The organism is Vibrio sp. SCSIO 43153, from assembly GCF_023716625.1.
Lineage (GTDB): Bacteria > Pseudomonadota > Gammaproteobacteria > Enterobacterales > Vibrionaceae > Vibrio > Vibrio rotiferianus.
This window is the reverse complement of sequence record NZ_CP071855.1, coordinates 743,727-770,605: the sequence shown is the minus strand read 5'-3', so window position 1 is coordinate 770,605 and position 26,879 is coordinate 743,727. Positions and strand designations below refer to the sequence as shown.

Annotated in this window: 23 protein-coding genes and 11 tRNA genes; 23 read left to right on the top strand and 11 right to left on the bottom strand. The window is 45.7% G+C overall.

What is annotated here, in order from left to right:
- Positions 1-332: 332 nt before the first annotated feature.
- The 3 genes from J4N37_RS03605 to J4N37_RS03595 all read left to right on the top strand — a co-directional run bounded on the left by J4N37_RS03605 (position 333) and on the right by J4N37_RS03595 (position 3,877).
- Complete coding sequence (locus J4N37_RS03605) at positions 333-3,029, top strand: heavy metal translocating P-type ATPase (protein ID WP_045385337.1); 2,697 nt, start codon at positions 333-335, stop codon at positions 3,027-3,029.
- Between the two features lie 24 nt (positions 3,030-3,053).
- Entirely contained in the window at positions 3,054-3,503 is a 450-nt protein-coding gene (locus tag J4N37_RS03600; protein ID WP_045385334.1) for a DUF411 domain-containing protein, read from the top strand.
- 143 nt (positions 3,504-3,646) lie between these two features.
- On the top strand, positions 3,647-3,877 hold the full coding sequence (locus tag J4N37_RS03595; protein WP_010446514.1) for a PAS factor family protein: 231 nt from the start codon (positions 3,647-3,649) through the stop codon (positions 3,875-3,877).
- Positions 3,878-4,070: 193 nt separating this feature from the next.
- Here the strand turns inward: J4N37_RS03595 and J4N37_RS03590 are convergent, their stop codons facing one another.
- Positions 4,071-4,727, bottom strand: coding sequence for an oligogalacturonate-specific porin KdgM family protein (locus J4N37_RS03590; RefSeq protein WP_045385332.1), 657 nt, complete (start codon positions 4,725-4,727; stop codon positions 4,071-4,073).
- Between the two features lie 440 nt (positions 4,728-5,167).
- Positions 5,168-7,819 (bottom strand): beta-N-acetylhexosaminidase, encoded by a 2,652-nt coding sequence (locus tag J4N37_RS03585; RefSeq protein WP_252041684.1) that lies wholly within the window; start codon positions 7,817-7,819, stop codon positions 5,168-5,170.
- A gap of 458 nt (positions 7,820-8,277) precedes the next feature.
- On the opposite strand from J4N37_RS03585, the gene J4N37_RS03580 reads away from it, so the two are divergent.
- Positions 8,278-9,156, top strand: coding sequence for a TraB/GumN family protein (locus tag J4N37_RS03580; protein ID WP_252041683.1), 879 nt, complete (start codon positions 8,278-8,280; stop codon positions 9,154-9,156).
- 81 nt (positions 9,157-9,237) lie between these two features.
- Positions 9,238-9,660, top strand: coding sequence for a hypothetical protein (locus J4N37_RS03575; RefSeq protein WP_038885393.1), 423 nt, complete (start codon positions 9,238-9,240; stop codon positions 9,658-9,660).
- A 782-nt stretch (positions 9,661-10,442) separates the two neighbouring features.
- Here the strand turns inward: J4N37_RS03575 and J4N37_RS03570 are convergent.
- A tRNA-Pro gene (locus J4N37_RS03570) sits at positions 10,443-10,519 on the bottom strand.
- Between the two features lie 260 nt (positions 10,520-10,779).
- On the opposite strand from J4N37_RS03570, the gene J4N37_RS03565 reads away from it, so the two are divergent.
- From J4N37_RS03565 to rluF, 3 genes are all read left to right on the top strand, one after another.
- The gene (locus J4N37_RS03565) at positions 10,780-10,920 is read left to right on the top strand and encodes a DUF3149 domain-containing protein (RefSeq protein WP_005382236.1); all 141 of its coding nucleotides are present in this window, start codon (positions 10,780-10,782) and stop codon (positions 10,918-10,920) included.
- A gap of 133 nt (positions 10,921-11,053) precedes the next feature.
- On the top strand, positions 11,054-11,635 hold the full coding sequence (smrA, locus tag J4N37_RS03560) for a DNA endonuclease SmrA (protein WP_045385321.1): 582 nt from the start codon (positions 11,054-11,056) through the stop codon (positions 11,633-11,635).
- A 104-nt stretch (positions 11,636-11,739) separates the two neighbouring features.
- The gene (gene rluF, locus J4N37_RS03555; protein WP_005438611.1) at positions 11,740-12,894 is read left to right on the top strand and encodes a 23S rRNA pseudouridine(2604) synthase RluF; all 1,155 of its coding nucleotides are present in this window, start codon (positions 11,740-11,742) and stop codon (positions 12,892-12,894) included.
- A gap of 64 nt (positions 12,895-12,958) precedes the next feature.
- Here the strand turns inward: rluF and ybaK are convergent, their stop codons facing one another.
- The 8 genes from ybaK to hemA form a co-directional block, all read right to left on the bottom strand.
- On the bottom strand, positions 12,959-13,432 hold the full coding sequence (ybaK, locus tag J4N37_RS03550; RefSeq protein WP_005438610.1) for a Cys-tRNA(Pro) deacylase: 474 nt from the start codon (positions 13,430-13,432) through the stop codon (positions 12,959-12,961).
- 91 nt (positions 13,433-13,523) lie between these two features.
- Positions 13,524-15,185, bottom strand: a complete 1,662-nt coding sequence (gene ushA / locus J4N37_RS03545; RefSeq protein ID WP_009705661.1) for a bifunctional UDP-sugar hydrolase/5'-nucleotidase UshA — start codon at positions 15,183-15,185, stop codon at positions 13,524-13,526.
- Between the two features lie 339 nt (positions 15,186-15,524).
- A complete protein-coding gene (gene kdsA / locus J4N37_RS03540) occupies positions 15,525-16,376 on the bottom strand; it encodes a 3-deoxy-8-phosphooctulonate synthase (RefSeq protein ID WP_012127204.1) in 852 nt (283 codons plus the stop codon).
- Positions 16,377-16,430: 54 nt separating this feature from the next.
- The gene (locus J4N37_RS03535) at positions 16,431-17,240 is read right to left on the bottom strand and encodes a SirB1 family protein (RefSeq protein WP_010446497.1); all 810 of its coding nucleotides are present in this window, start codon (positions 17,238-17,240) and stop codon (positions 16,431-16,433) included.
- Positions 17,241-17,245: 5 nt separating this feature from the next.
- The gene (locus J4N37_RS03530; RefSeq protein WP_010446496.1) at positions 17,246-17,629 is read right to left on the bottom strand and encodes a SirB2 family protein; all 384 of its coding nucleotides are present in this window, start codon (positions 17,627-17,629) and stop codon (positions 17,246-17,248) included.
- A 40-nt stretch (positions 17,630-17,669) separates the two neighbouring features.
- A complete protein-coding gene (prmC, locus tag J4N37_RS03525; RefSeq protein ID WP_252041682.1) occupies positions 17,670-18,527 on the bottom strand; it encodes a peptide chain release factor N(5)-glutamine methyltransferase in 858 nt (285 codons plus the stop codon).
- Positions 18,528-18,530: 3 nt separating this feature from the next.
- Positions 18,531-19,619 (bottom strand): peptide chain release factor 1, encoded by a 1,089-nt coding sequence (gene prfA, locus J4N37_RS03520; RefSeq protein WP_038885386.1) that lies wholly within the window; start codon positions 19,617-19,619, stop codon positions 18,531-18,533.
- A gap of 29 nt (positions 19,620-19,648) precedes the next feature.
- Complete coding sequence (gene hemA, locus J4N37_RS03515; RefSeq protein WP_038885385.1) at positions 19,649-20,905, bottom strand: glutamyl-tRNA reductase; 1,257 nt, start codon at positions 20,903-20,905, stop codon at positions 19,649-19,651.
- A gap of 134 nt (positions 20,906-21,039) precedes the next feature.
- Between hemA and lolB the strand changes: the two genes are divergently transcribed.
- The 15 genes from lolB to J4N37_RS03440 all read left to right on the top strand — a co-directional run bounded on the left by lolB (position 21,040) and on the right by J4N37_RS03440 (position 26,863).
- Positions 21,040-21,678 carry a lipoprotein insertase outer membrane protein LolB gene (lolB, locus tag J4N37_RS03510; protein WP_081641200.1) on the top strand — a complete coding sequence of 213 codons (639 nt, stop codon included), beginning with the start codon at positions 21,040-21,042 and terminating at the stop codon, positions 21,676-21,678.
- On the top strand, positions 21,675-22,547 hold the full coding sequence (gene ispE / locus J4N37_RS03505; RefSeq protein WP_252042100.1) for a 4-(cytidine 5'-diphospho)-2-C-methyl-D-erythritol kinase: 873 nt from the start codon (positions 21,675-21,677) through the stop codon (positions 22,545-22,547). Before lolB ends, ispE begins: the two co-directional genes overlap by 4 nt.
- A 28-nt stretch (positions 22,548-22,575) precedes the next feature.
- A complete protein-coding gene (locus J4N37_RS03500; RefSeq protein ID WP_010446481.1) occupies positions 22,576-23,520 on the top strand; it encodes a ribose-phosphate pyrophosphokinase in 945 nt (314 codons plus the stop codon).
- 151 nt (positions 23,521-23,671) lie between these two features.
- Positions 23,672-24,262 carry an aminoacyl-tRNA hydrolase gene (gene pth, locus J4N37_RS03495; RefSeq protein WP_005438598.1) on the top strand — a complete coding sequence of 197 codons (591 nt, stop codon included), beginning with the start codon at positions 23,672-23,674 and terminating at the stop codon, positions 24,260-24,262.
- A 10-nt stretch (positions 24,263-24,272) separates the two neighbouring features.
- Positions 24,273-25,364, top strand: a complete 1,092-nt coding sequence (ychF, locus tag J4N37_RS03490) for a redox-regulated ATPase YchF (RefSeq protein WP_038885382.1) — start codon at positions 24,273-24,275, stop codon at positions 25,362-25,364.
- 285 nt (positions 25,365-25,649) lie between these two features.
- A tRNA-Met gene (locus tag J4N37_RS03485) sits at positions 25,650-25,726 on the top strand.
- 38 nt (positions 25,727-25,764) lie between these two features.
- Positions 25,765-25,849, top strand: a tRNA-Leu gene (locus J4N37_RS03480).
- A gap of 31 nt (positions 25,850-25,880) precedes the next feature.
- A tRNA-Gln gene (locus tag J4N37_RS03475) sits at positions 25,881-25,955 on the top strand.
- Positions 25,956-26,034: 79 nt separating this feature from the next.
- Positions 26,035-26,111: transfer RNA gene (locus J4N37_RS03470), tRNA-Met, on the top strand.
- A gap of 72 nt (positions 26,112-26,183) precedes the next feature.
- Positions 26,184-26,268 (top strand) — tRNA-Leu (locus J4N37_RS03465).
- 25 nt (positions 26,269-26,293) lie between these two features.
- Positions 26,294-26,378, top strand: a tRNA-Leu gene (locus tag J4N37_RS03460).
- A 31-nt stretch (positions 26,379-26,409) separates the two neighbouring features.
- A tRNA-Gln gene (locus tag J4N37_RS03455) sits at positions 26,410-26,484 on the top strand.
- A 33-nt stretch (positions 26,485-26,517) separates the two neighbouring features.
- Positions 26,518-26,602, top strand: a tRNA-Leu gene (locus tag J4N37_RS03450).
- 31 nt (positions 26,603-26,633) lie between these two features.
- Positions 26,634-26,708, top strand: a tRNA-Gln gene (locus tag J4N37_RS03445).
- Between the two features lie 70 nt (positions 26,709-26,778).
- Positions 26,779-26,863: transfer RNA gene (locus J4N37_RS03440), tRNA-Leu, on the top strand.
- The last annotated feature ends 16 nt before the right edge of the window (positions 26,864-26,879 follow it).

Here is a 26,879-nt window from a genome sequence, read left to right as displayed (position 1 = left end):
CTTCAAACTAACAAAAACAAAAACAATATAAACAAAATAAAAACAATAACTTGAATCCGAACATAAAGAAAAAAAAACGTCAAAGAAGAATTTATGCACACTATTTTTATAAAACAAACGGCAAATTTGTGACTTATCACTCCTGAATTTCACATCGATTAATGGAACTTTATAAACAGAGAGAAAAAACCTTGATGTGACTCGCAAGCATTCATGACCAAAAGTTCAGTTTTTAACCTAATTTTGACGTTATGAATTCAGCAATTGAATGCTTGACCTTCCCCTTGCAGGAAGGTTTATGCTCTCCACATTAGTATTATTGAGGACAAATTATGTATCAGTTCGTTGTACCTATGTCGGGACTTAACTGCATGGGCTGTGCGAGAAAAGTTGAGAAAGCTTTACATGCCAATCACAGTGTTGAGATCATCAATTTGTCCCCGACCATGGTTGAAGTGAAAACCGAATCCCCTCTTTCTTCTATTGTTGAATCCATTGAATCATTGGGTTATCAGGCCGGGCATCAATATCAGTTCCACCTAGCAGGATTGAGCTGCGGCGGCTGCGTGAAGAAACTCTCTTCTTTATTAGAAGCGAATCAAGACGTCATTGCGTTTCAAGCATCGACAACCCAACTCGATATCACAACCCTACTCTCAGAGCAGCAAGTGATCGATCTTGTGGCCACTCTCGGCTACACCGCCAGCCTTGATTCTATTGAAGTAGAAAAAGAAAGCTCACCGGAAACTGAACCCGTAGAAAAGCAGACCAATATTGAACACACTCAACGGCCACCAGCAGGTATTCAGTTGCAAATGCTGATTCAAGGCATGACCTGTGCAAGTTGTGTCTCTTCGGTAGAGAAAGCACTTACTAGCGTAGAGGGCGTTGAGAAAGCACAGGTTAACCTTGCTGAACAAAGTGCGTTAGTGTTTGCGACTGAAGATACAGAGTCGCTCCACCAAGCGATTGTCGACTCGGTAAAACAAGCGGGTTACCAAGCTGAAATTCTACAAGACGCAGCTACACAGCAAGAAAAGCAAGCTACTCAACAACTTGCCCAACAAAAACGTTTCAAACTTGATGCAATAGCAGGATTGGTTGTCGGTGCACCACTGATGTTGTGGGGGGTATTTGGCGGCAACATGATGATTCGTAATACCAATGATCAGCTGGCTTGGGGGGCGATTGGTATTCTGTGTTTATTACTGCTTGCGACAGCGGGTAAGCACTTCTTTACTAACGCATGGTTAGCGGCCACTCACAAACGTGCGACTATGGACACCTTAGTAGCCTTGGGCACAGGTGCTGCGTGGTTCTACTCAATGCTTGTTGTCGTTTTCCCTGAATGGTTCCCACTTGCTTCCCGCCATGTGTACTTTGAAGCGAGCGCAATGATCATCGGCTTGATTTCTCTTGGTCACTATATAGAAGCAAAAGCCAAAGCAAACACAACGCGCTCTTTGCAGGCATTGATTAATCTACAACCTCAGCAAGCGACGGTAATTACCGACCAAGGCGATCAACAAATTGCGGTTGAGCAAATCACGCTAGGAATGAAACTGCGCATCAAGCCGGGCGAGAAGGTGCCGGTTGATGGCATAGTGGTTCAGGGTGAATCGTACATTGATGAGTCAATGCTAACCGGTGAACCCGTACCAGTATTAAAAGCACAAGATGCGCAAGTATCTGCTGGTACATTAAATACCGATGGTGGCTTAGTCATTGAAGCAACGGGCATCGGTGCGAACACCATGTTGGCACGTATTATTCGCATGGTACGCACGGCGCAAAGCAGTAAGCCCGCGATAGCCAAATTAGCAGACCAAATTTCATCGGTGTTTGTCCCTGTTGTTGTGGGCATTGCCATCCTTGCCGCTTTGGTTTGGTTTGCCGTAGGTCCAGAACCTAAAGCCAGCTACATGCTTGTCGTAACAACAACCGTGCTGATTATCGCCTGCCCTTGTGCCCTAGGCTTGGCAACACCACTATCGGTCACCGTTGGTGTCGGTAAAGCCGCGGAGCTTGGCATTCTGATCAAGGATGCTGACGCGCTGCAATTGGCAAGCAAAATTGACACGGTCGTATTCGATAAAACGGGTACGCTCACTCAAGGCAAACCAAGTGTGCAGCAAGTGTTTACTCACGCCACTAGCCAAGCGCACTTATTAGCACTGGCCTACGCTGCTGAGCGACAATCTGAGCACCCACTAGCTAAAGCCGTGTGTGATTATGCTAAGCAATACAATACAGAAACTGTTGAGCTGAACTCATTCGAAAACATTCGTGGCCGTGGCATTACTGCGACTTACCAAGAACAACCGCTATTCATTGGCTCATTGCAGTTTATGCAAACCGAGCAGGTTGATATCAGCCCAATGGAGCAAGCGATTCAAGATTGTGCAAGCAACGCATGGACACCGGTAGCTGTGGCGCTTAACAACGAACTGATCGGTTTAATTGCCATCGCTGATCCGATTAAATCTGATGCCAAACAGGCGGTGTCTGCATTAAAATTACAAGGTATAAAAACCGTCATGCTTACAGGTGACAACCAACACGTTGCCAATGCCATCGGCAAAGCTCTCGGCATTGATGAAGTCATTGCTCAAGTGATGCCCGATGAGAAAGCGCAGCATATTGAACTACTGCAATCTCAACGCCGCACGGTTGCGATGATCGGTGATGGTATCAATGACGCGCCAGCGCTTGCACTGGCGGATCTTGGCGTCGCCATGGGTAGCGGTAGTGATGTGGCGATCGAAAGCTCACAAATGACCATTCTCAATACATCACCAATGGCTGTTGTGCACGCGATAGAGCTTTCTCGCGCTACACTTAAAAACATGAAACAAAACTTGTTCGGTGCCTTTGTTTATAACTCGTTGGGTATTCCTATCGCCGCAGGCGTACTTTACCCAGCATTCGGCTTTTTGCTCAGTCCTGTTGTTGCTGGAGCGGCAATGGCACTGTCTTCAATCACGGTCGTCAGTAATGCAAACCGACTACGACTGTTTACCATTAAGTAAGCGACACTTCTTCTCGAGGATATTATGAAGTTGAAACTATTAACCTTTACAATGCTTGCTGCCACATCGGCGAACGTCTTAGCCGCTGATGTCATCAACCACAAATCGCCATACTGTGGCTGTTGTGGCGAATGGACAAAACACATGGAAGAGAACGGCTTTGCTGTAGAGGAAAAGCTGCATGATGACATGAATGCTATCAAGCGCGATTTGGGCATTAAGAACGAACAACTCTACTCTTGCCATACAGCAGAGATCAATGGCTATGTATTTGAAGGACATATCCCTGCTGACGATATTAAAGCCTTTCTAGAAAACCCACCTCGTAATGCTAAAGGACTGGCCGTCCCTGGCATGCCAATGGGTTCGCCTGGCATGGAATATGGTGACAAGAAAGACAGCTACGCTGTTTATGCCTACAACGAAAAAGGCCAAGTGTACGAATACCGTTATCACAAAGGTAACGACCAATAAACGAAACCTAACATCAGGGCATTCATTGAGCTATTGTTAAAAACTCTTAAACTGATGCGTCGTTGTGTGACTGGCTATCCTGAAATGGTGACCTTAACTTCATAAAATACCTATGCACCCCTGTGCAATAAAAAGGAAAATTTATGAAAGCACTTATTTATGACACGCTTGTTAGTCTAGCCAACCAAGAACCAGAGCAACATGCGAGAATTCGGCAACAGTTATACGACCAACTCGATTTGCCCTTCGATAAACAGTTAGCCCTATATGCTTGCGCACTTGGGCCTGCTAGCTCAGGAAAGCTTGAGAGTAGTCAGGTGATCAACAATGTGGTTGACAGTGCAGTTAGACTGCTAGAAACACCTGAGCGTTAAGGTGCTTCCCGAAAAAGGTCCGCTATTCCCCTAGCGGACCTTTTTTGTATCTGACATCCAATTAACGGAATTGGTATTCTCAAGATCCAGAAACAAAAAAACGGCCTCAACAATGTTAAGGCCGTAAGCTTACTGCATTTGGGCAATGCTAAGCTTTGATGTGCTCACATTTTATATGAACAACTAGGACTCATTAGAAACCGTAAGATGCACCAAATACAAATGCGTTGTTTGCGTTGTCAGCTTGGTTACGGTACTCAAAGTAAGGTTGAACACCGTTACGTGTCCAAGTAGCACGAAGCTCGTGATCCATCGTGTTATCAGCGTCGCTGATCACGTATACGTTGTTGTAGCTAACTGCTAGCTCTTCATTCACTGCGTAACCAATACGGTTGTCAAAGCGAGTTTGATCATCTGCTTTGCTGTCTTCCATCGCGTGGTAACGAGTACGGTTGCTGATAGAAATACCGTTATCGAAGTTGTAGCCAATTTTTACTAGAGGACGGTACTGAACAGTTTCACCGTTGTTTAGCAAATGGTGGTAACCCACAGCAACCCAAAGGTTGTCGTTAATGTTGTAGCTTTGTTCGATACCAAGCGTAATGTATGGCGAGTTACCTAAGCCTGTGTCTTGGATCACCTCGTTATCGTATTTACCAAGTGAGATGCCATCAAACTCAGTTAGTAGTGTTGTGCCAGTATCAAACGTATGGCCAGCTTCAAGTGTTGAAGTCGCGTTAGGTTGGAAGTCCGAGTGGAACTGAACGTTACCTGTTACGTAAGAAGAACCCGCGAAAGCGCTAGAAGCGAAAACAAGAGAAAGTGCACTTAGAGCGAAAACATTTTTCATAATTACTGCCTTTGTGTTTTGGGGCGGCTGCGTGGGTCCTCACTGACCTTAAACCGCACTTTTTTAGGGAGTCTCCCTGACGACGGCAATACTGCTTGATTTAATTCGCCTTGAAAAATAATTCAAAACGAAAGGTGATCCAGTTCAAATCAAAAAGAAACAAACCACAAAAACTGCATTAAAAACAGAATGTTATACAAAACATAAAAATAGATAAACAAAACAAAATGTGATTTCACGCAGAAAAATACGGCCAGAACAACACCAAGCAGCAATCAAGATCACACTTCAATATCGATTCTAAAAAAACAACTTATTTATCTTTGAAAAATAATCAGACATTGATCACACTTATTTTCCACCGTGAAATAAATAAAGCCCTCAACATAAGTTGAGGGCTTTGAGTAAGGAACAATGATTTTAGTGAACGATTATCGGAATTATTTCACGCTAGTCACGCGGCTTGTCTTCTCGCCTGTTGCAGATACCGAGCGGATAAACACCTCACCTTTCACATTTGGACGAGCATTGTCTGCATAAGTTAGCCAGTTTTTGCCGTCTAGAGAGTATTGAAGTTTCACACCAGGGAACTGAACGTTCATTGCTAGCTTGCCATCTTCGACTTTCGCGCCAGGGACTGGTAAGCGGTAGTCGATACCTGATTTCTCTAGCTTAGCCAGTTCACGTTGACCAAGCACGTTCGCAAAGCGGTTGTAGTCTTGGTTTAGCGCAGCTTTGTCTACTAGGTTAGAGTTTTGCGAGTACTCAACACCTACTTTGTAGTCGTTTTCCCAGTCTGCACGGTGCCATGCACGCTCAGCCGCCGCTAGTACGCGAGGGAATACCATGTACTCGTATTGCTCATCGTTACGTACTGTCTCAGACCAAAGCTGCGCTGATAGACCGTAGAAAGGTTTCGCTTCGATTTCACCTTTACCAGTAAAACCGTTGCCATCGCGGTCTACAGAAGTTTCTGCGTTCTGCGGCATGTTCTCTGGAGCAAAACCAAACATCTTACGAGTGTCTGTTGCACGCGTTGCCCAGTAGTAACCACGCTCTTTCGGGTCCACTTCGTATGGCATGTCCATGTAAACGTAGTCTGGGTTAGAAACGATCACGTCGTAACCTTTCTTAGACCACTCGTACACTGATGATGTGCCACCCCAGTAAAGAACGTCCCAGAAGTTAACACGTGTGTTTTCTGTAGCGAACGCTTTCTCACCTTCACTGTATTTAAGGCCATCTTGCCAAGCTTGGAAGTTTGGAATGCCCTTCTCTGCCACAATCTTAGACACTTCTTCTGCAAAGTGGCTTGGTAGATGAGCAAAGTCGCTTACCGTACCGTCTGCAATTAGCGTCTGACATTGTGGAGATTGTGCGAATGGCTTATCTTGTTTAGACAGGTCAATCGTACCTTTCCAGCTTACTTTGTCTTCAGCGTTCACATCTTGGAAACCAGCGCCTAGCTTGATGTTCTTCGCTTCGTCACCACCAAAGTGCCATGTTGTTAGCGGCGTACCCGCTTCTTGGTGCATTGCTGCTACTTCTGAAATCACTTTATCAACAAAGCGAGTTGAAGATTCCATACATGGGTTGATGAAGCTTTGCTTGTTGTAGAACTGAACCGTCGTTACGTTCGATGTATCTTGAGGATCCATCAGGCGGTACTCGTTCGCTTCTGCTTCTTTACCTTCTTCCATAAGACGGTCGTAACGCGCTTCCATGGATACTACCGCTGCACGAGCGTGCGCTGGCATATCGATTTCTGGAATTACTTCAATGTTACGCGCTTTCGCGTATTTCAAGATTTCCACGTAGTCTGCTTTGCTGAAGTAGCCAGAGCCAAAGTTGTCTGTCGTTGGACCAGAGCCAAGCTGAGGCAGTAAACAGCTTTTCTCTTGTGTATCGAAACAACGGTTAGCACCCACTTCTGTCAGCTCAGGCAGACCCGGGATTTCTAAACGCCAGCCTTCATCATCCGTTAGGTGAAGGTGTAGCTTATTCATCTTGTACGCTGCCATTTGGTCAAGCGTTGCAAGAATTGCGTCTTTAGAGTGGAAGTTACGAGCCACATCCACCATCACACCACGGTAATCAAAACGCGGTGCATCTTTAATAGACAGTAGTGGTAGAGAATCAGCATTTTGGCTATCTACCAGGCCAAAGATAGATTGTACGGCATAAAAAGCACCTGCTTGGTCAAACGCTTTAATCGCAATACCGTCGCCTTTGATGCTCATTTCGTAAGCACCAGATTTTGCTAATTCACCGGTGAAGTCTGCAGGAACTAGCGTGATGCTAACAGGAACATCACCACGGACATCCACACCTACCACTTCTGCACGTTCTTGAATTGCTGCAAATTGAGCTGCATCGAATGCGTCTTTAGGCAGCGCGATACCAGCCGCGATATCTACCATACCTTTGCCTGCTTCAACAAACATCGGAGTTGGTAGTAACGTGGTTGATACGTCTTGTTTTGCTAGGTCTTCGTTCTTCTCAAAACGAGACACAGCGTTTGCAAATACGTTGTTGTCATCTGGCGTACGTTTTAGGTTGTTACCTTCAAGCCCCGTCACGAAAGATGCAACGTCTTCTGTGTTAAGAGAAGCGATCATCTTAGGCTTTGCATTCGGTGCAGCAACGAAAGCGCCTGGCATAAAGTCAGTTTCAAATAGTTGCCAGTATTCACCAACCAGTGGAAGAACAACCTCTTCACCTGCAGCGAAGCCATCAAACTTATCCGTTGGTTCTAGCTTGTGTAGGTCACCCGTTACTCGTGAAATTTTGAACTGCTCGTTGTCAACATCCAGAATCAAACGAATGCTGTGGAAGTAAATAGCCCAATCTTTTGAGTCAACCGCTTCACCTTGGTTAACAAGCGTCATGTTTACTTTGTTACAAGATGCCCACTCTGCGCCCATATCTTGACACGCAAGACCTTCGTTAGCGCCGTGGTTAGTCAACACTTCATATTGAATATCAAGGTTGTCAGCCAATGAGTTTACAACTTGTTGCTCAGAATTCTGTAGTGAAGAGCAACCTGCCAATGTAGCGATAACAGAAGCAGCAATCAGACTATGTTTCAACATCTTACTTTCCCCAAAAAGTCAGTGGTTCAAAACGACATTTATCAAAAATGGTGAGCACCTAAATGCGAGGCGCTTAACAGTTGCATTCAACATACAAGCAGTTATTTCTAAGCGTAAAATTAATGGAACTAAGAAGTGATCCAGCTCAAATTCAGCTTCAAGCAGAAAAATATAAACACATTAATTTCAATCACTTAGATAAAACGTTAAAAATGACCAACTTTTTTTGACGAGTTTGTTGCGATCTCAATCACAAATATTGATGGGGTTCGACTGGTTTTATAGGATTTTGATCACTATTGGTTATTAAGTGAACCATTAACAACAAACTCAATTGAAACGCTTTCGTGAATTAGCTCTCATTTCTCCGCCGTTAAAACTCGTCAATATTTTTAAAAATGACGATTTTGCCGAACCGTGTTATAGATAAGATGCATATTGAATTCGAGGAGCAAAATATGTTTCGACTCTTGTCCGTAATGTCATCTCTGATCGTCTTTTTTACTTCTTATTCAGTTCAAGCCGAGCCACAGCATTGGCTAGCAAAGAAAGGCGATATGGAATACATGATTATTGGCTCCGTCCATGTGGGTGACAAAACCATGTATCCATTGCCAAAAGCCGTCACTCAGTTCCTCAAAAACAGTGATGGCTTAATCATCGAAGCCGATGTTCGAAATACCGAAGGCGTGACCTACCCAAAAACTGCATTTCTGGCCAAAGATGTTTTAGATAGAACCCAGCGCAAACATCTTGCTGAGATAGCCAATGACTTAGGCCTACAAGAAGCACAGTTACTCAATGTGCCGCCATGGTCTGCGGCTTTAACCATTCAATTGATGTTGGTAAACAAACTGGGTTATGCATCCGACCAAGGCGTCGACATGCACTTGATTAATATCGCGGACAAAAAACGTGTACCCATCCTTCCACTGGAAACGGTTCAATTTCAAATAGACTTAATTGCTGGACAAAAAGACGGTGGCAAAGAATTGCTACTTTCTTCTATTGAAGAATATGACGGAGGCGAGAAGTTAGTGCAGTGCTTAATCGATAGTTGGAAGACAGGAGATGGCAGCTCGCTGGAAGAAGCATCCATGAGTGATCAATCAAGCGATGAGTTTAACGAAGCTTTCTTGTATGCCCGTAACCGAGATTGGGCTGAACAGCTCGATTCTGGCAGAGTTTTACCGAAGAAGTCAGGCCAATACACGATTGTTGTGGGTAGCTTGCATTTGGTCGGAAAAGACAGCTTAATTGAACTGCTCGAGACACGCGGCTTTGCGATTGAACCATTAGGCAATACAGGCAAAGCAGACTGCGATATCGAGCACTAACTCCTACTGATATCATTGTATTTATGCATCTAGATATTATTGGGTCAATCTGTAAACAATTTAAAATTTGATAAGGGCGTTATGAAGTTCAAAGCCTCACTATTATGTCTTGCAAGCGCGCTACTTTTGCCATCGCTTGCTCATGCAAAACCTTCTTGTACGGTTGAAGACTTCCAACCTATTGATGTCACACCAGATACCAAAGGCGGTGTTTTAGATAAAGATAGTGGGCAGTTTCTCATTACTCAAAAGCCGATGATGCGTTGTGCAAACATCACTTTTTCGACCGCTCATACTCGCAATCGCGTCGCTCATATGATGAACCACAACTTTGAAGCCTACTACTTTGATGGCAAAACTGGTCAGTCTCATTCCGCTACTTTTGACGAAGATGAGCTAAAAGCTGGGTACATTAAAATCGGTCCAAACCATCCGAAAACCGCCTACGTGTGTTTCACGACATCCGAAACACCGATTAAAGATATAAGTTGTGATGTGAAGTAACGGGATTCGGGATTCGGGATTCGGGATTCGGGATTCGGGATTCGGGATTCGGGATTCGGGATTCGGGATTCGGGATTCGGGATTCGGGATTCGGGATTCGGGATTCGGGATTCGGGATTCGGGATTCGGGATTCGGGATTCGGGATTCGGGATTCGGGATTCGGGATTCGGGATTCGGGATTCGGGATTCGGGATTCGGGATTCGGGATTCGGGATTCGGGATTCGGGATTCGGGATTCGGGATTCGGGATTCGACTTTATTTTGCTTTTCTAGGAGCAAGTTCCGTCAACACCTTCTTAATAAAAATACCTTTTCTCTATACTCTCAACGAGTACCTCTCGATTCCAAAAGCGAAACGCACCCGACTCTCGGAGCGTAGCGTTACTAACTGAGAGGTTCCCGACTGCGCTCCTTCGTCGCTTTCGGGAATGACGCCTTTGAATTCAGTGCTTTTTATTCGTCATCCTCAAGAGCGAGGGACGAGCGAGTTGGGGATCTCTTACGTTTTCATTTACCAGTTGATGAAAGCTGATTTGCCTCAAAGCGTTCCTTCTCTCGCATCTCGAAGGGCAGAGTCTGTTCCCGAAGCGAAGCGCTCTCGATTCAAAAAGCCGTAAAACGCAAAAAAGCCGTAGCAATTCTGCTACGGCTTTCTCTAATACGGTCAGTGAAGAGCCATATTCTAACTTCAGGCGAACCCCATTTGGTTCGATACTATCAAAGCCAAATTTGCGACCGTGGAAACGACGAAAGCCTGCTCATTGAGCAGGCTTTCTAAATATGGTCGGTGAAGAGGGATTCGAACCCCCGACCCTCTGGTCCCAAACCAGATGCGCTACCAAGCTGCGCTATTCACCGAGATGTTTAACTGAGGACTTATCCCCGTCAACGGATGCGTATATTACGGATTCTCCGCAGAGACGCAAGTGCTTTTTCAAAAAAAACGTAATGTCTTAATTCGTTTGATTATTTACTAAACACTAGCACGTAAAATGTGACTAAGAACCCACAATAAAACACAGTTTATTAACCTTGGCAACATAATTGATCCAGATCAGTGTGCAAAAAAACACCACCCATTAACGTTATCCATGTCGGAAATATCTTGGAGGAAACATATGGACTTTTGGCTTGATCTCCTATTTGGTAATGCGGTGGGGCTATCGTCAATGATAGTAATCTTTGGGGCAATTGGTCTGATGCTATTTTACGGCGGTTTCTTCATTTACAAGATTATGAACGACAAATCTCCTCACTAGATCTCGCTTAGCTCTAGAAACGCTTTGCACCGGAGTTGGTTATTTGCCTGCTCCGGTTTTTTATTTGATCTCAATGCACCACTCCTTGATATAATCTTACTATTCCGACCTTGTTCTTTATGAGATTGCCGTTATGTCTCAAGACGACGATTTTGATCTGTTCCAACAGATGATGGGCGATGTAAAGCCTATCGACCACGACACTGCAGAGCATAAAAAAGTGCATCAAGTAACGGGTGCTCAATTAGCGAAACGCGAAGCTGCAATTTGGCTCACTGAAGATAATCCCGAGTACTTGTCGATTGACCATGCAGAAATGCTCAAACCCGATGACTTTATCGAGTTCAAACGCGATGGTGTACAAGATGGCGTATACCGCAAGCTGCGCCTTGGTAAGTACCCGATTCAAGCTCGACTTGATCTGCACCGTAAAACGCTAAAAGAAGCGCGCGACGAAGTCGTTAAATTCCTCAAGCAATGTATTGAGATGGACATCCGAACGGTCGTCATCGTGCATGGCCGTGGCGAACGTTCAAATCCACCAGCATTAATGAAGAGTTTTGTCGCGAGTTGGTTGCAACAGATCCGAGAAGTGCAATGTGTTCACAGTGCTCAACGATTCCACGGTGGCAGTGGTGCTGTGTACGTTCTATTAAGAAAGAGTGCTGAAAAGAAAATGGAGACCCGTGAACGTCATCAAAAACGTTTAGGCTAACCGGATTCTCGGTGCTAGAATGCCCGACCTTATCTCGCCTTGCTGCTTTTAATTAGCAGCAGGCACTTCAATTAACCGCCGTTGTGAAACGTTAGGAGACTTACATGTCACAAGACAACGCAAAACGCTTAAACAAATACATCAGCGAAACGGGCTTCTGCTCGCGTCGTGAAGCAGACCGCCTTATCGAGCAAGGCCGCGTCACTATTAATGGTCAACAACCAGAGATGGGCACAAAAGTACTGCCAGGCGATGATGTGTGCGTGGATGGCAACCCTGTTGCAGCGAAAGAAAAACCAATTTACATCGCGTTGAACAAACCAACCGGTATCACTTGTACTACTGAGCGTGATATTCCGGGCAACATCGTTGATTTCATCGGTCACAAAAAGCGTATCTTCCCTATCGGTCGTCTGGATAAACCTTCCGATGGTTTGATCTTCCTTACTAACGATGGCGACATCGTAAACAAGATCCTTCGTGCCGGTAACAACCACGAGAAAGAATACGTAGTACGCGTTGATAAGCCAATCACCGGTGAATTCCTTAAGCAGATGTCGAGCGGCGTGAAGATCCTTGATACGGTTACTCTGCCTTGTAAAGTAGAGAAAGAAACCAAATTCTCTTTCCGTATCGTACTGACTCAAGGTTTGAACCGTCAGATCCGTCGTATGTGTGAAGCGCTAGGCTACGAAGTTTTCAAACTGCGTCGCGTACGTATTATGAACATCTCACTTGATGGCATTCCTAACGGTAAGTGGCGTTACCTAAGTGACGACGAAGTGGCAGAGATCCTAGCAATGTGTGAAGGCTCTGTGGGCACAGAAGAAGCATCAAAAACAGATTCTAGAGGCCGCAACATTCGTAAAGCGACCGACGCGAAACTGTACGATAGCCGTGAAGAGAACCAAGGTTCAACGGCGCGCCGCAACCAGAAAACACGTACTTTCCGAGGCAACAACGCAGATGAGTTCCGCCATGCACCGAACTCGAAGAAAGGCCAACAGCGTCGTCAGCGTGATGATGAAGGCGGACGTCCAGCAAAAGAACATTACAAAGCGAAACCACAAGGTGAACGCAGCAGACCGCAAGGCGAGCATGGTAAATCGCACCGTAAGCCAGATGCATCGAGCAATACGCACTCAGCAAACAAACCTCAATCACCGAGTAAGCCTAAGCAGCATTACATGAATCCAAATGCCGCGAAGCCAAGCAAACCAGCTAAACGCACTGGTGGTACATTGAGTCTGAAGAAGTAACGCTTCACTGACTGGCAAGATCAAAAAAGGACGCTCATGGGCGTCCTTTTTATTTGTCATGTCTTTACAGACAAAGAGGGGCAAACTGACCACGAGTTAAGCTCAATAAATCTTTCGGTGCTAACTCGATTTCTAAACCACGTTTACCTGCACTCACACAGATTGTGTCTTGCTCTGTTGCGCTTTCGTGCAAAAAAGTCGGCAGCGCTTTCTTCTGCCCTAATGGGCTAATCCCACCAACAACATACCCTGTGGTCTTTTGCGCGATTTCGGGATCGGCCATATCGGCCTTTTTGCCCTTCGCTGCTTTCGCCGCCAGTTTTAGGTTCAGCTTTTGATCAACTGGGATAATCGCAACCGCAAGGTTCTTTGGCTCGCCGTTCAAACAGAACAACAAGGTTTTGAATACTTTCTTTGGATCTTGTCCCAATACCTCAGCCGCTTCTAATCCATAGCTGTCTGCTCTTGGATCGTGCTCGTATTGGTGAATGGTGTGTGTAACTTTTTTCTTTTTCGCAAGATTAATGGCCGGAGTCATCAAGATTCTCCTTATAAAACAAAAAACGCTGCACCTAGTGAGGGGCAGCGCTTTAAGTTAATGGTATCAGCGACTTTGAGTCAATCGCTTTTTACTTGTAAACGATGTCACCAGAAGGCGCGTACTCATTTACGTCAATTGGACTGTGTGACTCCAAGAACTCTTTCAGTACCTCTGCATCCGTAAAGCCCGTGTTGACGTAACCCGGATGAGTATTCACTTTCGGGTAACCATCACCACCTGACGCATTGTAGCTTGGTACAGTAAAGCGGTATTGACCATCTAAGCGAAGTTGTTTTTCACCGATGAAAACATTCGATACTTTGCCATTTTCAACCGTCATGGTAATACCTGCAAACTGAGCGTAAGCACCTGAGTCAACTGGCTTTGTCGCCACAACGTTTAAGTAATCGAGTACTTCTTTACCCGACATATCGACGTAAGACACCATGTTGCCAAATGGCTGAACCGTCAGCACGTCTTTGTATGTGATGTCGCCTGCTTCAATCGAATCACGCACACCGCCTGAGTTCATCACAGCGAAGTCCGCTTTAGCGCGCTCCATGTGGGCTGTTGCAATCAAACGACCAAGGTTAGTTTGTTGGAAACGAACGACGTTGCGGTCACCTTCTAGCTTACCGTTAGATTCGGCAATTTTTACATTCAACTGGCCCTGACCTTTTTCTTGGTAAGGGCGAAGGAAATCCAGCATTGCTGAGTCTTGTGCAATTTCATCTTGAACCAAGACACGTTGAGACTCGCCGTTCACTTTGATTTTCTTCTTCAAGTTAACCGGAATCAGATCGTAGCTCACCATCGACAGTTCGCCGTTGCGGAACTCGTAATCAGCACGACCAACGTATTTACCCCACTCGTACGCTTGCACAATGTAAGTACCGTTTTGCTCATCTGGCTTACATTCATCACCCGGCTTAAAGTTCTTCTTAATGACGTTAGGGCCTTCCATGCAAACAGGCTCTTGTGAGTGACCACCCACAATCATGTCCAAATCACCTTCATTTAGGTAGCGAGCCAACGCCACGTCACCCGGAGCATTTACACCACGGTTGCCGTTTTCGTAGTGACCCATGTGTGTCACTGCGAAGATAAGATCTGGCTTTTCAGTTTGCTTTAGTTCAGCAATCAGCTTTTTCGCTTCTTCTTTCGGGTCGCGGAAATCAACCTCGCCGATGTACTCTGGGTTACCCAGTTTTGCCGTGTCTTCTGTCGTAAGGCCAATCACGGCAATCTTGATGCCTTGCTTGTTGAACATGGCATAAGGTTGGAACAATCGCTCGCCGGTTTCTTTGTCGTAAATGTTGGCAGACAGCATCGGGAAGTTTGCCCATTCTTGCTGTTTGAACAACACTTCCAGTGGGTTATCGAATTCGTGGTTACCCAGCGCCATTGCGTCGTAACCAATCTTACTCATGCCTTTGAAGTCAGGCTCAGCATCTTGTAAGTCAGACTCAGGAACACCAGTGTTGATATCACCACCTGATAGTAGAAGCACGCTACCGCCTTCGGCTTGAATCTCTGCACGCAGTTCATCAATCAGCGTCTTACGTGCCGCCATGCCGTACTCACCGTACTTGTTTTGCCAAAAACGACCATGGTGGTCATTGGTGTGCAGTACTGTCAGTTTGTAAGTTGTGTCTTCATTCCATTCGTGTGCTGGTTGCGTGGCACATCCGGCAAGAGTTGCCAAGATAGCTGCGCTCAAAGCGGTTTTTACAATCAGGCGTTGCTTCATTGTTTTACCTTTTTATCGTCTGGGGTCCACTGCATTACACGCTCAGCAACCAAGAAACAGGGTTCTCATTGTGCTAAAACGCGCAAACTTGGCGCTAGTGTAAATCACTAAGGTATTGATTTCATGTTTCTGCGACGCAGTTTGCTTATGACAAGCTAGATAGCCGCAAATCTAAGCAAATTATAGACATAATCAAAGTGGTGTAAGGAAGCGAGAAGCGAGAAGCGAGAAGCGAGAAGCGAGAAGCGAGAAAAGGATAGTGAGGCAGAATCAATGTGTCGATACAAAAATGGCCAGCACATAGGCTGACCATTTCATTTAAACATTCACAACAACCGATTATTTGATATCGATGTCTGCAAAGCTCTTGATTAGATCGTCTAGTGATTTCATTTGCGCTAGGAACGGCTCTAGTTTGTCTAGCGGCAGCGCAGATGGGCCATCACAACGTGCTTGATCTGGGTTCGGGTGCGCTTCAATAAACAGACCAGCAATACCTGTTGCTAGGCCAGCTTTCGCAAGTTCAACAGTTTGCTCACGACGACCGCCAGATGCTGCGCCCGATGGATCACGCATTTGAAGTGAGTGCGTTACGTCAAAGATGATTGGGCTACCTTTTGATGCATTTTTCATTACGCCAAAACCAAGCATATCAACCACTAGGTTGTCGTAACCCATACAAGAGCCGCGCTCACATAGGATAATGTTTTCATTACCACACTCTGCGAACTTCTCAACAATGTTACCCACTTGGCCAGGGCTCATGAACTGAGGTTTCTTCACGTTGATCACTGCGCCGGTTTTCGCCATTGCTTCAACTAGGTCAGTTTGACGAGCTAGGAATGCTGGAAGCTGGATAACGTCAACCACGTCAGCCACTGGCTGAGCTTGCGCTTCTGTATGAACGTCAGTGATGATTTTCACACCGAATGTGTCTTTTAGTTCTTGGAAGATTTTCATGCCTTCTTCCAGACCAGGACCACGGTATGAGTGAACAGAACTGCGGTTTGCTTTGTCGAACGACGCCTTGAATACGTAAGGGATACCAAGCTTATCGGTTACTTTTACGTAGTGCTCACAGATCTGCATAGCAAGATCGCGTGACTCAAGAACGTTCATACCTGCGAATAGGGTGAATGGCTTGTCGTTAGCAACCTGAATGTCACCAATATTAACGATTTTCTGTTCCATTTTGATTCTCTTTTTTCTGTCTTCGGCACGCATTTTTTCAGCATGTCGATAAAATTAGTGGAGCGTAACGTGCTTCTCGCTCATGGCGTTAACTTGTGATTTTAGTAGCTCTGATGCTGGATCGTCTGGGCATTGGTCAATAAAGTACTGAAAATCTGAAACCGCTACCTGATGACAGTCTAGTTGCTGAAAGATAAAACCACGATCACGAATCTCATACGGGTCATCCGGTACGAAGGTCAACGCTAGGTTGGTGCACCGCAGTGCTAATGTATAACGCTCTTCACGTAGCATCGCGCTCTTGATTAGAGCCAACCAGCGACCAATAACGGTCGGGTTGTCTGCCTCTTCAAAATGTTCTGGCTTCAACGTTGCTAATGGGCCTTCTTGACCAATCAACCATGCTTGGAGGATTTTCTCACCGACATACTCACCGTTGAACGGGTTAATGTAGTCTGGTGTTTTGTGCATCCAATCCACTTTGATCAGAAATTGAGTAGGAAATGTCACTCCTTTCATCGGAAAACCAAGGCGGTTACCCAAGTAAAGTAAGATAGCACCAAGACTTACAGGAATGCCTTTTTTACGCTCAAGCACTTTGTCGATAAAGCTATTGTCAGAGATAAAGTACTCTTGTTCATCGCCTTTAAAGCCCCATTCATAGAAGAACAGGCGAAGGAAAGAATCAAATCGTTGCTCTTCGTCCGTCTCATGAACCAGAATCGCTTCCGCTTCTTTATAAAGGCGCTCTAGCTCTTGCTTTGCCCAATGTACATTGGTGTCTGGGTTTACCGATTGGTTCAGTACCAACGCCCCTTCCACCAATGCCATATTGTCAAAATCTTCGTCAAAAAACTCTAGCATGACGATTACCCAAATAAGTTCGGATTTTTAGATACGGCAATGTTAGCCGCCATCACTAGCCAACCAAGCGCGCCAAAGAACGCAAATATTCTCAGCAGCTTGTTTTTCGCCATCTTCATTGCGAAAAAGCCAAGAGCGATGTACGCAAGCACACAAGTGATTTTGTTAGTTAACCATGGAGCGGATTCGGTAAAAGGGATAAAGCCTGTCACCATGATCAAACCAATACCAGACAACAACAACGCGGTATCAACAATGTGTGGGAAAACTTTCAGGAATCGATTGTTGCGTTTTGGAGAATCCATCATTAACAACACAAATCGGATCGATAGTAACATCGCGCTCAATGCGATCGTCACCAAGTGAATATGTTTTAGAGCTACGTACATTTCTCTTCTCTTTTATAAGTTACTGCTGACTTGCTCGTTATTATTGAGGCTTGTAACAACCAAGAGTCACTCGATCATTGCCACCGTAGTCTTTTTCCGTGACTACTTGTTCAAAACCAAAGTGAGCCATGATCTTCCGGACCGCTTCTCCTTGGTCATAACCATGTTCAAATGCGAGCCACCCACCATCTTCCAAATATTGACGAGCATGGTCAGATATATGACGAATATCCGCCAAGCCGTTTTCATCAGCGACAAGCGCTGACGTTGGTTCAAAGCGCACATCCCCTTGAGAAAGATGCGGATCTTTTTCGTCGATATACGGCGGGTTGGAGACAATTAAAGCAAACTTTGTTCCGCTAGCAATAGGTTCAAACCAGCTACCTTGGTCAAACGTCACATTTTTGATGTTTAACTGCGACGCATTGTACTCAGCAAGCTCTTTAGCCTCTTGCTTTAGGTCAACACCCATCACTTGGCGGTTCGGCATCTCAGATGCCAATGCAAGCGCAATCGCACCTGTACCGGTACCCAAATCTAGGATTTTTCCAGTCTGCCCATACGTTTTATCCAGTGCGACTTCAACTAAACGTTCCGTATCTGGTCTTGGTATCAGCGTCGATGGGGAGACTTTAAGTGGCAAAGACCAGAACTCACGCTCACCGATGATATACGCCACCGGCTCGCCCGCAATACGTCGCTCTAAAAGCGCATCAAACTGAGCTTGCTGCTCGGCTTCTAATGCTTTTTCTGGCCAAGTGAGTAGATAGGTTCTTGGTTTGCCAAGGACATGGCAAAGAAGTACGGCAGCATCAAGAGAAGGCGACTCTTTGCCGCCTTCTGTCAGAATTGCCGTTGCACTTTTCAGTGCTTGCTCAATCGATTGAACTTGGCTCATCGATTAGTTGTTCTCAGCGAGCGCCGCAAGTTGGTCTGCTTGGTGCTCTTGAAGCACTGGATCAATCAAGCTTTGCAGGTCACCTTCCATCACTTCGTTCAAACGGTAGATGGTTAGGTTGATACGGTGGTCAGAAACACGGCCTTGTGGGTAGTTGTAAGTACGGATACGGTCACTACGGTCACCAGAACCCAGTAGGTTACGACGTGTGTCAGACACTTCTGCTGCACGACGTTCTTCTTCCGCTTGAACGATACGAGCAGCAAGTACCGCCATCGCTTTTGCTTTGTTCTTATGCTGTGAACGCTCGTCTTGACACTCTACCACTGTACCTGTTGGTAAGTGGGTAATACGGATTGCAGAATCCGTGGTGTTAACGTGCTGACCACCCGCGCCAGATGCACGGAATGTATCGATTTTTAGGTCTGCCGCTTTAATTTCTGGTAGATCTGCTTCTGGGATTTCCGCCATAACCGCTACGGTACACGCAGAAGTATGAACACGACCTTGAGATTCTGTTGCAGGTACACGTTGTACACGGTGACCGCCTGACTCAAACTTCAGCACGCCGTATGCGCCGTCACCGCTCACTTTCGCGATCATCTCTTTGTAACCACCGTGTTCTGCTTCGTTAGAAGACATCACTTCAATGCGCCAGCCACGCTTCTCTGCGTACTTGCTGTACATACGGAACAGGTCACCAGCGAAGATCCCCGCTTCATCACCGCCAGCACCAGCTCGAATCTCTAAGAAACAGTTGCGGTCATCGTTTGGATCTTTTGGAAGAAGAAGGATCTGAAGCTCATCAGCTAGACGCTCGATCGCTTCTTTTGCTTCTTTGATTTCTTCCTGCGCCATTTCACGCATTTCTTCGTCATCTTCGTTAGCCATCTCTTCAGCGGCTACAAGATCGTCTTGCGCTTGTTGGTATGCTTGGAAGCACTTAGTAACTTCTTCTAGCTGAGAATACTCTTTTGATAGAGCGCGGAATTTGTCCTGATTTCCAATTACGTCAGGATCACCAAGAAGATGTTGAACTTCTTCGTAACGTTCTACTAGCGTTTCTAGCTTAGTCAGAATTGAGGCTTTCATAGTGTCGTTTTCTTAATAAAAAGCGTGAGTTACAGATCATCCAAACCAAGTGTCTGGCGGATAACCGTTAATTTTGCTGGTTCGCCCTGCTCTGCCGCACTTTGCAGCGCACGAGTCGGAGCGTGAATCAGTTTATTGGTGAGTTTATTGCTAAGCTCGCGCAGTACTTTTTCCGGGTCTGCACCGGTTGCCAGTGATTGCAGGCTTTTACTTAGTAGGTCTTCACGAATCTCGTTGGCAGATTTACGGTAATCACGAATGCTGTCCACTGCTTGGAGTGAACGTAGCCACGTCATAAATGCCGCACTTTCTTCGCTAACGATCGCTTCTGCCTGAATGGCTTCTACTTTACGTTGTTCAATGTTGTTATCGATGATCGACTGTAAGTCATCCACCGAATACAAATAAGCGTCACTTAATTCACCGACCTGCGCTTCCACATCACGTGGAACGGCAATATCTACCAATAGCATTGGCTGATGACGGCGTTGCTTCAACGCAGTCTCGACCATGCCCTTACCAATGATAGGCAAAGGACTCGCTGTCGAGCTAATCACAATGTCTGCTCTAGATAGATGATCTGGAATTTCATTCAAGCTGATCACTTCTGCACCAAACTCTTCAGCCAAACCAAGAGCACGCTCTCGAGTTCGGTTAGCAACAATCATCTTAGTACAGCCATTCGACGCTAAGTGCTTTGCCACCAGTTCGATGGTTTCACCTGCCCCGACTAACAATACCGTGGAGTCAGAAAGTGATTCAAAGATGTGTTTCGCCAGTGTACATGCAGCATACGCCACTGACACCGCATTACCACCAATGTCGGTTTCTGTTCGAACGCGTTTTGCGACTGAAAAAGTCTTTTGAAACAACTTATCAATCGACGCATCCACCGCCTGATGATCACGGGAATCGGAAAACGCTTGTTTTACCTGACCCAAAATCTGAGGCTCACCTAGTACCAGTGAATCAAGGCCGCAAGAAACACGCATCAAGTGCTTAATCGCCGCTTGTTCTTCATGGACATAAAGACTCGGCATCAAGTCTTCTTGACTAACTTGATGGAACTGGGCTAACCAGTCGATAAGCTTATTTCGCGCTCCTTGCTTTACGTCGCAGTACACTTCGGTACGGTTACAGGTTGAAACAATCACACTACCATTAACGGCTTCATGGTCTCTGAGTTGCTCAAGTGCTGGGCCCAGTTTATCGGGTCCGAAAGCCACTTTCTCTCGCAAGTCAACAGACGCTGTATTGTGATTGATTCCAATAGCAAGCAAGGACATCTAACGTGGTATCTCTGAGATCGGTTATAAAATAGGTTCAGAATTTTACTGTAAGCACGCATTTATTGAAAGGGTAAGCCGGATTTGTTTTCCTTCACTCGGCTTTTCAATGCTATAGTTGTGAGCGATTACCGATGAAACTGATTAATAAGCCATCAAACATGACCTTACGCTCCTTTCTCATCTTATTTTTTTCGAGCATTTTGCTCGCGGGTTGTAGTTCTGTCCCTGACAGCATCACTAGCGTAGAGTGGCAAGCACACGAGCAGCGACTCAAAACCATTAATGACTTTCAAGCCACAGGTAAACTTGGCTATATTGCTCCCGACCAAAGACAAAGCCTCAACTTTTATTGGAAGCAATCAACAACATTAAGCCAACTCCGCTTAACTACCGTGCTAGGCCAAACCGCATTAAAGCTCACCATTACTCCGCAAGGCGCGACTGTCGAAACTTATGACGATCAAGTACTCACCGCGCGTAACGCTAATCAACTGATTTACCGTTTAACTGGCTTAATGATGCCTGTTGATCACCTGCCCGACTGGCTACTCGGCTTGCCCACCAACGCTGACTCATTCCAACTTTCATCCACTAACACGTTACAAGTTCTGGATAAACAGATTGGCTTAAACGATTGGAATATCGATTACCAGCGTTACGGTGACATTGAGTGGCATAACCAGACGTTGCCTCTACCAAGTAAACTCAAACTAAGTACGTCTGATGTAAAAATTAATTTAGTGATCACAAAATGGAACATCACCCAATGATCGACCTTTCAACCCGCTGGCCATCACCAGCGAAATTGAATCTCTTTCTTTATATCAATGGTCGCACTGAAAATGGCTACCATGAACTACAAACGCTATTCCAATTCGTCGACCACGGCGATGAACTCACTATTCAAGCGAACAACTCGGGTGAGATCAGTATTTCCCCTGAGATTGAAGGTGTGCCACTGCACGATAACTTGATCTGGAAAGCTGCAACTGCACTTAAGCGTTACGCAAATTGCTCATACGGTGCACATATCGATCTAAATAAGATTTTACCTATGGGCGGCGGAATCGGCGGGGGCTCCTCTAATGCAGCAACGGCGTTAGTCGCCCTTAACTACCTTTGGCAAACCAATCTCAGTGACGATGAACTAGCAGAAATAGGCTTAGCTCTTGGCGCAGATGTGCCTGTATTTGTACGCGGTTTCGCTGCTTTTGCCGAGGGTGTCGGTGAGAAGCTATCTCCTGCTCATCCAGAAGAGAAATGGTATTTAGTCGTTCGCCCGAACGTTTCTATTGCAACAGCTGACATATTCCGACATCCAGACTTAACTCGAAACACGCCAAAACGAGATTTGGAAACGCTTTTGAACGCACCGAGCGTAAACGATTGCGAAAAAATTGTACGAATGCTCTACCCAGAGGTTGATAACCAACTTTCTTGGCTGCTACAATACGCGCCGTCAAGATTGACGGGGACAGGATCTTGCGTATTTGCTGAATTTTCCAGCAAATATGAAGCAGAAGCTATCCTTGCACAACTCTCTGATAAAGTCTCGGCATTTGTCGCTCAAGGGCGCAATGTTTCGCCACTAAAAGAGACTTTGGCTGAATACCAATCAGCCTCACACCGACCTAACTAAAACTGGACGCAAACCCGAGGTTTCCACCGTGCCTGATATGAAGCTATTTGCTGGTAACGCAACACCTGAACTAGCCCAACGTATTGCTGATCGTCTTTACATCTCTCTAGGTGATGCATCTGTTTCTCGCTTTTCTGATGGCGAAGTTGCAGTTCAAATCAATGAGAATGTTCGTGGTAGCGATGTTTTTATCATTCAATCCACTTGTGCACCGACTAACGACAACCTAATGGAACTGGTTGTTATGATTGATGCAATGCGCCGTGCTTCAGCAGGCCGTATCACTGCAGTTATTCCTTACTTCGGCTACGCTCGCCAAGATCGTCGTGTACGTTCTTCTCGTGTGCCAATCACTGCAAAAGTTGTTGCTGATTTCCTATCTAACGTTGGTGTTGACCGCGTTCTGACTATCGACCTACACGCAGAGCAAATTCAAGGCTTCTTCGATGTACCAGTTGATAACATCTTCGGTACACCTGTACTTCTAGAAGACATGCAATCTCGTGGTCTAGAAAACCCTGTTGTGGTTTCTCCTGACCTAGGTGGCGTTGTTCGTGCTCGTGCAACAGCAAAAGCACTAGGTGACATCGACATCGCTATCGTTGATAAGCGTCGTCCACGTGCAAACGTTTCTGAAGTAATGAACCTAATCGGTGACGTTGAAGGTCGTGACTGTGTGATCGTTGATGACATGATCGATACTGGTGGCACACTATGTAAAGCAGCTGAAGCGCTAAAAGAGCGCGGTGCTAAGCGTGTATTCGCTTACGCAACTCACGCTGTATTCTCTGGTAACGCTGCGGACAACATTAAGAACTCTGTTCTTGACCAAGTTATCGTAACTGACTCTATCTCTCTATCTAAAGAGATGGCTGCAACTGGCAAAGTAACCACACTAAGCCTATCTCGCATGCTAGCTGAAGCGATTCGTCGCATCAGCAACGAAGAGTCAATCTCTGCAATGTTCAACTAATCCGAACATTTCAGTTAAACTGATTTCAAAAGCACCCCTCTTTGGGGTGTTTTTTTATTTGTATCGATAGGCAGAAAATCCCTTGGTCGCCCACCGCGAGAATTCTGTGCTATCATACTGCGCTTTTTGAGATTCCAGAGAGATCCTAACCTTGACTCAACCAATCAAACTTCTTGTTGGTCTTGCTAATCCGGGACCAGAATACGCCAAAACTCGTCACAATGCGGGCGCTTGGGTTGTAGAAGAATTAGCTCGCGTTCACAACGTTACCCTAAAGAATGAACCAAAGTTCTTTGGCCTAACAGGACGCATTATGGTCAATGGCCAGGATCTCCGTTTGCTAATCCCAACCACCTTCATGAACCTATCTGGCAAAGCGATCGCAGCACTTGCGAAGTTTTACCAAATTAAGCCAGAAGAGATCATGGTTGCTCACGACGAGCTAGACTTACCGCCAGGTGTCGCTAAGTTTAAGAAAGGTGGCGGTCACGGTGGCCACAATGGCCTGCGTGATACCATTAGCAAACTGGGCAATAACAAAGATTTTTATCGTCTTCGTATCGGCATTGGCCATCCGGGACACAAAGATAAAGTGGCAGGTTTTGTACTAGGCAAAGCTCCAGCGAAAGAGCAAGAGCTACTAGACGCCGCAGCTGACGAATCAGTGCGCTGTCTGGATATCCTAATTAAGGATGGTCTATCAAAAGCACAAAATCGCCTCCACACGTTCAAAGCTGAATAAGGTTACTATCATGGGTTTTAAATGTGGCATCGTTGGTCTACCTAACGTTGGTAAATCAACTCTGTTTAACGCACTAACTAAAGCGGGTATTGAAGCAGCAAACTTCCCGTTCTGTACCATTGAACCAAACACTGGTGTGGTTCCTGTGCCAGATCTACGTCTAGATGCTCTAGCAAAGATCGTTAACCCACAGAAAGTTCTGCCTACCACAATGGAATTCGTAGACATCGCTGGTCTAGTTGCAGGTGCATCTCGTGGTGAAGGTCTAGGTAACAAATTCCTAGCGAACATCCGTGAAACTGACGCAATCGGCCACGTTGTACGTTGTTTTGAAAACGACAACATCGTTCACGTTGCAGGTAAAGTATCTCCAATCGAAGATATTGAAGTTATCAACCTTGAGCTAGCGATGGCTGACCTTGATTCTTGTGAGCGCGCTATCCAGCGTAACGCTAAGAAAGCAAAAGGCGGCGACAAAGACGCGAAATTCGAACTGACGGTTCTAGAAAAACTACTTCCTGTACTAACAGAAGGTGGCATGGCGCGTACTATTGAGCTTGCAAAAGAAGAACTAGCAGCAATTGGCTACCTGAACTTCCTAACGCTAAAACCAACGATGTACATCGCTAACGTGAACGAAGATGGTTTTGAAGACAATGCATACCTAGATGCGGTACGTGAGTTTGCAGCGAAAGAAAACAACGTTGTTGTTCCTGTATGTGCAGCTATCGAATCAGAAATGGCTGAACTAGAAGATGACGAGCGTGAAGAGTTCCTAGCTGACCTTGGTATCGAAGAACCTGGCCTAAACCGCGTTATCCGCGCAGGTTACGAACTACTGAACCTACAAACTTACTTCACGGCTGGCGTGAAAGAAGTTCGTGCATGGACTATCCCTGTAGGAGCAACAGCACCAAAAGCAGCTGCGAAGATCCACACTGACTTCGAAAAAGGCTTCATCCGCGCTGAAGTTGTTGGTTACGACGATTTCATCCAATTCAACGGTGAAAGCGGTGCGAAAGACGCAGGTAAATGGCGTCTAGAAGGTAAAGAATACATCGTGAAAGATGGCGATGTTATACACTTCCGCTTCAACGTATAATTAAGTGAATGAATTCTAAACACTTCATTTACATAAAAAGCCAGCCATAGTGCTGGCTTTTTTTATGCCATTCATAAATGACAAGAAATTAAGTCTCTTACTGCAAGCCATTTTATTTCCAGTTTTAGATCATAAACGCGCCTCTTTGTTTAAAAAGAAAGCGAACGATGGATTTTGCAGGATTTATTGAAAAAAACTGTTGACGGATCTCACTCAACTTCGCATAATGCGCGCCGTTCCCGACGACAAGGCAACTTAGCGGCGAGAACAAGAAAACATGGTTTTGGCTACGTAGCTCAGCTGGTTAGAGCACATCACTCATAATGATGGGGTCACAGGTTCGAATCCCGTCGTAGCCACCATTCCTAACTGTTCTTTTAAAGTGCTGTTAGGAATAGATGCGGAAGTGGCGGAATTGGTAGACGCACCAGATTTAGGTTCTGGCGCCGCAAGGTGTGAGAGTTCAAGTCTCTCCTTCCGCACCATGTTTTAAGTAGTTTTATAACTACTGCCTGCAGGTCTATCGCCAAGCGGTAAGGCAGCGGCTTTTGATGCCGCCATTCCCTGGTTCGAATCCAGGTAGACCTGCCATTATTTAAAGTGAGATTCCTTTGATAAAAAGGGTTGTCACTTAGAGCGTGAAGGTTTATATTGTCTCGCTCAAAAAGATGGCTACGTAGCTCAGCTGGTTAGAGCACATCACTCATAATGATGGGGTCACAGGTTCGAATCCCGTCGTAGCCACCATTATTTCTTTTGAAAGACAAAATTTAGTTATTAGTTTTTACCAATTAACTGATAGCTTATAGAGTTCAAGATGCGGAAGTGGCGGAATTGGTAGACGCACCAGATTTAGGTTCTGGCGCCGCAAGGTGTGAGAGTTCAAGTCTCTCCTTCCGCACCATCTTGAAATACTCTAAACAATATATGCGGAAATGGCGGAATTGGTAGACGCACCAGATTTAGGTTCTGGCGCCGCAAGGTGTGAGAGTTCAAGTCTCTCTTTCCGCACCATATATTGAATAGTCTTTTGACTATTGCCTGCAGGTCTATCGCCAAGCGGTAAGGCAGCGGCTTTTGATGCCGCCATTCCCTGGTTCGAATCCAGGTAGACCTGCCACTATTTTGATTATTGAGTTTACTCAGTAATTATGCGGAAGTGGCGGAATTGGTAGACGCACCAGATTTAGGTTCTGGCGCCGCAAGGTGTGAGAGTTCAAGTCTCTCCTTCCGCACCATATATTGAATAGTCTTTTGACTATTGCCTGCAGGTCTATCGCCAAGCGGTAAGGCAGCGGCTTTTGATGCCGCCATTCCCTGGTTCGAATCCAGGTAGACCTGCCATTATTTTTCCTTGAAATATAGGAACGTTACTGATGTTTTACCAATTACATCAATAACTACAGATCAAGTTGCGGAAGTGGCGGAATTGGTAGACGCACCAGATTTAGGTTCTGGCGCCGCAAGGTGTGAGAGTTCAAGTCTCTCCTTCCGCACCATCTTGATTTAAAGAAT

Bases quoted from the DNA above. Each gene is read 5' to 3' on its own strand.
- lolB (WP_081641200.1), top strand. From the start codon at position 21,040: ATGAAACTGATTAATAAGCCATCAAACATGACCTTACGCTCCTTTCTC.
- smrA (WP_045385321.1), top strand. From the start codon at position 11,054: ATGTCTCAAGACGACGATTTTGATCTGTTCCAACAGATGATGGGCGAT.
- J4N37_RS03600 (WP_045385334.1), top strand. From the start codon at position 3,054: ATGAAGTTGAAACTATTAACCTTTACAATGCTTGCTGCCACATCGGCG.
- ispE (WP_252042100.1), top strand. From the start codon at position 21,675: ATGATCGACCTTTCAACCCGCTGGCCATCACCAGCGAAATTGAATCTC.
- ybaK (WP_005438610.1), bottom strand. From the start codon at position 13,432: ATGACTCCGGCCATTAATCTTGCGAAAAAGAAAAAAGTTACACACACC.
- kdsA (WP_012127204.1), bottom strand. From the start codon at position 16,376: ATGGAACAGAAAATCGTTAATATTGGTGACATTCAGGTTGCTAACGAC.
- J4N37_RS03580 (WP_252041683.1), top strand. From the start codon at position 8,278: ATGTTTCGACTCTTGTCCGTAATGTCATCTCTGATCGTCTTTTTTACT.
- rluF (WP_005438611.1), top strand. From the start codon at position 11,740: ATGTCACAAGACAACGCAAAACGCTTAAACAAATACATCAGCGAAACG.
- hemA (WP_038885385.1), bottom strand. From the start codon at position 20,905: ATGTCCTTGCTTGCTATTGGAATCAATCACAATACAGCGTCTGTTGAC.
- J4N37_RS03595 (WP_010446514.1), top strand. From the start codon at position 3,647: ATGAAAGCACTTATTTATGACACGCTTGTTAGTCTAGCCAACCAAGAA.
- J4N37_RS03590 (WP_045385332.1), bottom strand. From the start codon at position 4,727: ATGAAAAATGTTTTCGCTCTAAGTGCACTTTCTCTTGTTTTCGCTTCT.
- J4N37_RS03530 (WP_010446496.1), bottom strand. From the start codon at position 17,629: ATGTACGTAGCTCTAAAACATATTCACTTGGTGACGATCGCATTGAGC.
- J4N37_RS03535 (WP_010446497.1), bottom strand. From the start codon at position 17,240: ATGCTAGAGTTTTTTGACGAAGATTTTGACAATATGGCATTGGTGGAA.
- ychF (WP_038885382.1), top strand. From the start codon at position 24,273: ATGGGTTTTAAATGTGGCATCGTTGGTCTACCTAACGTTGGTAAATCA.
- J4N37_RS03565 (WP_005382236.1), top strand. From the start codon at position 10,780: ATGGACTTTTGGCTTGATCTCCTATTTGGTAATGCGGTGGGGCTATCG.
- J4N37_RS03585 (WP_252041684.1), bottom strand. From the start codon at position 7,819: ATGTTGAAACATAGTCTGATTGCTGCTTCTGTTATCGCTACATTGGCA.
- prmC (WP_252041682.1), bottom strand. From the start codon at position 18,527: ATGAGCCAAGTTCAATCGATTGAGCAAGCACTGAAAAGTGCAACGGCA.
- prfA (WP_038885386.1), bottom strand. From the start codon at position 19,619: ATGAAAGCCTCAATTCTGACTAAGCTAGAAACGCTAGTAGAACGTTAC.
- J4N37_RS03605 (WP_045385337.1), top strand. From the start codon at position 333: ATGTATCAGTTCGTTGTACCTATGTCGGGACTTAACTGCATGGGCTGT.
- ushA (WP_009705661.1), bottom strand. From the start codon at position 15,185: ATGAAGCAACGCCTGATTGTAAAAACCGCTTTGAGCGCAGCTATCTTG.
- J4N37_RS03575 (WP_038885393.1), top strand. From the start codon at position 9,238: ATGAAGTTCAAAGCCTCACTATTATGTCTTGCAAGCGCGCTACTTTTG.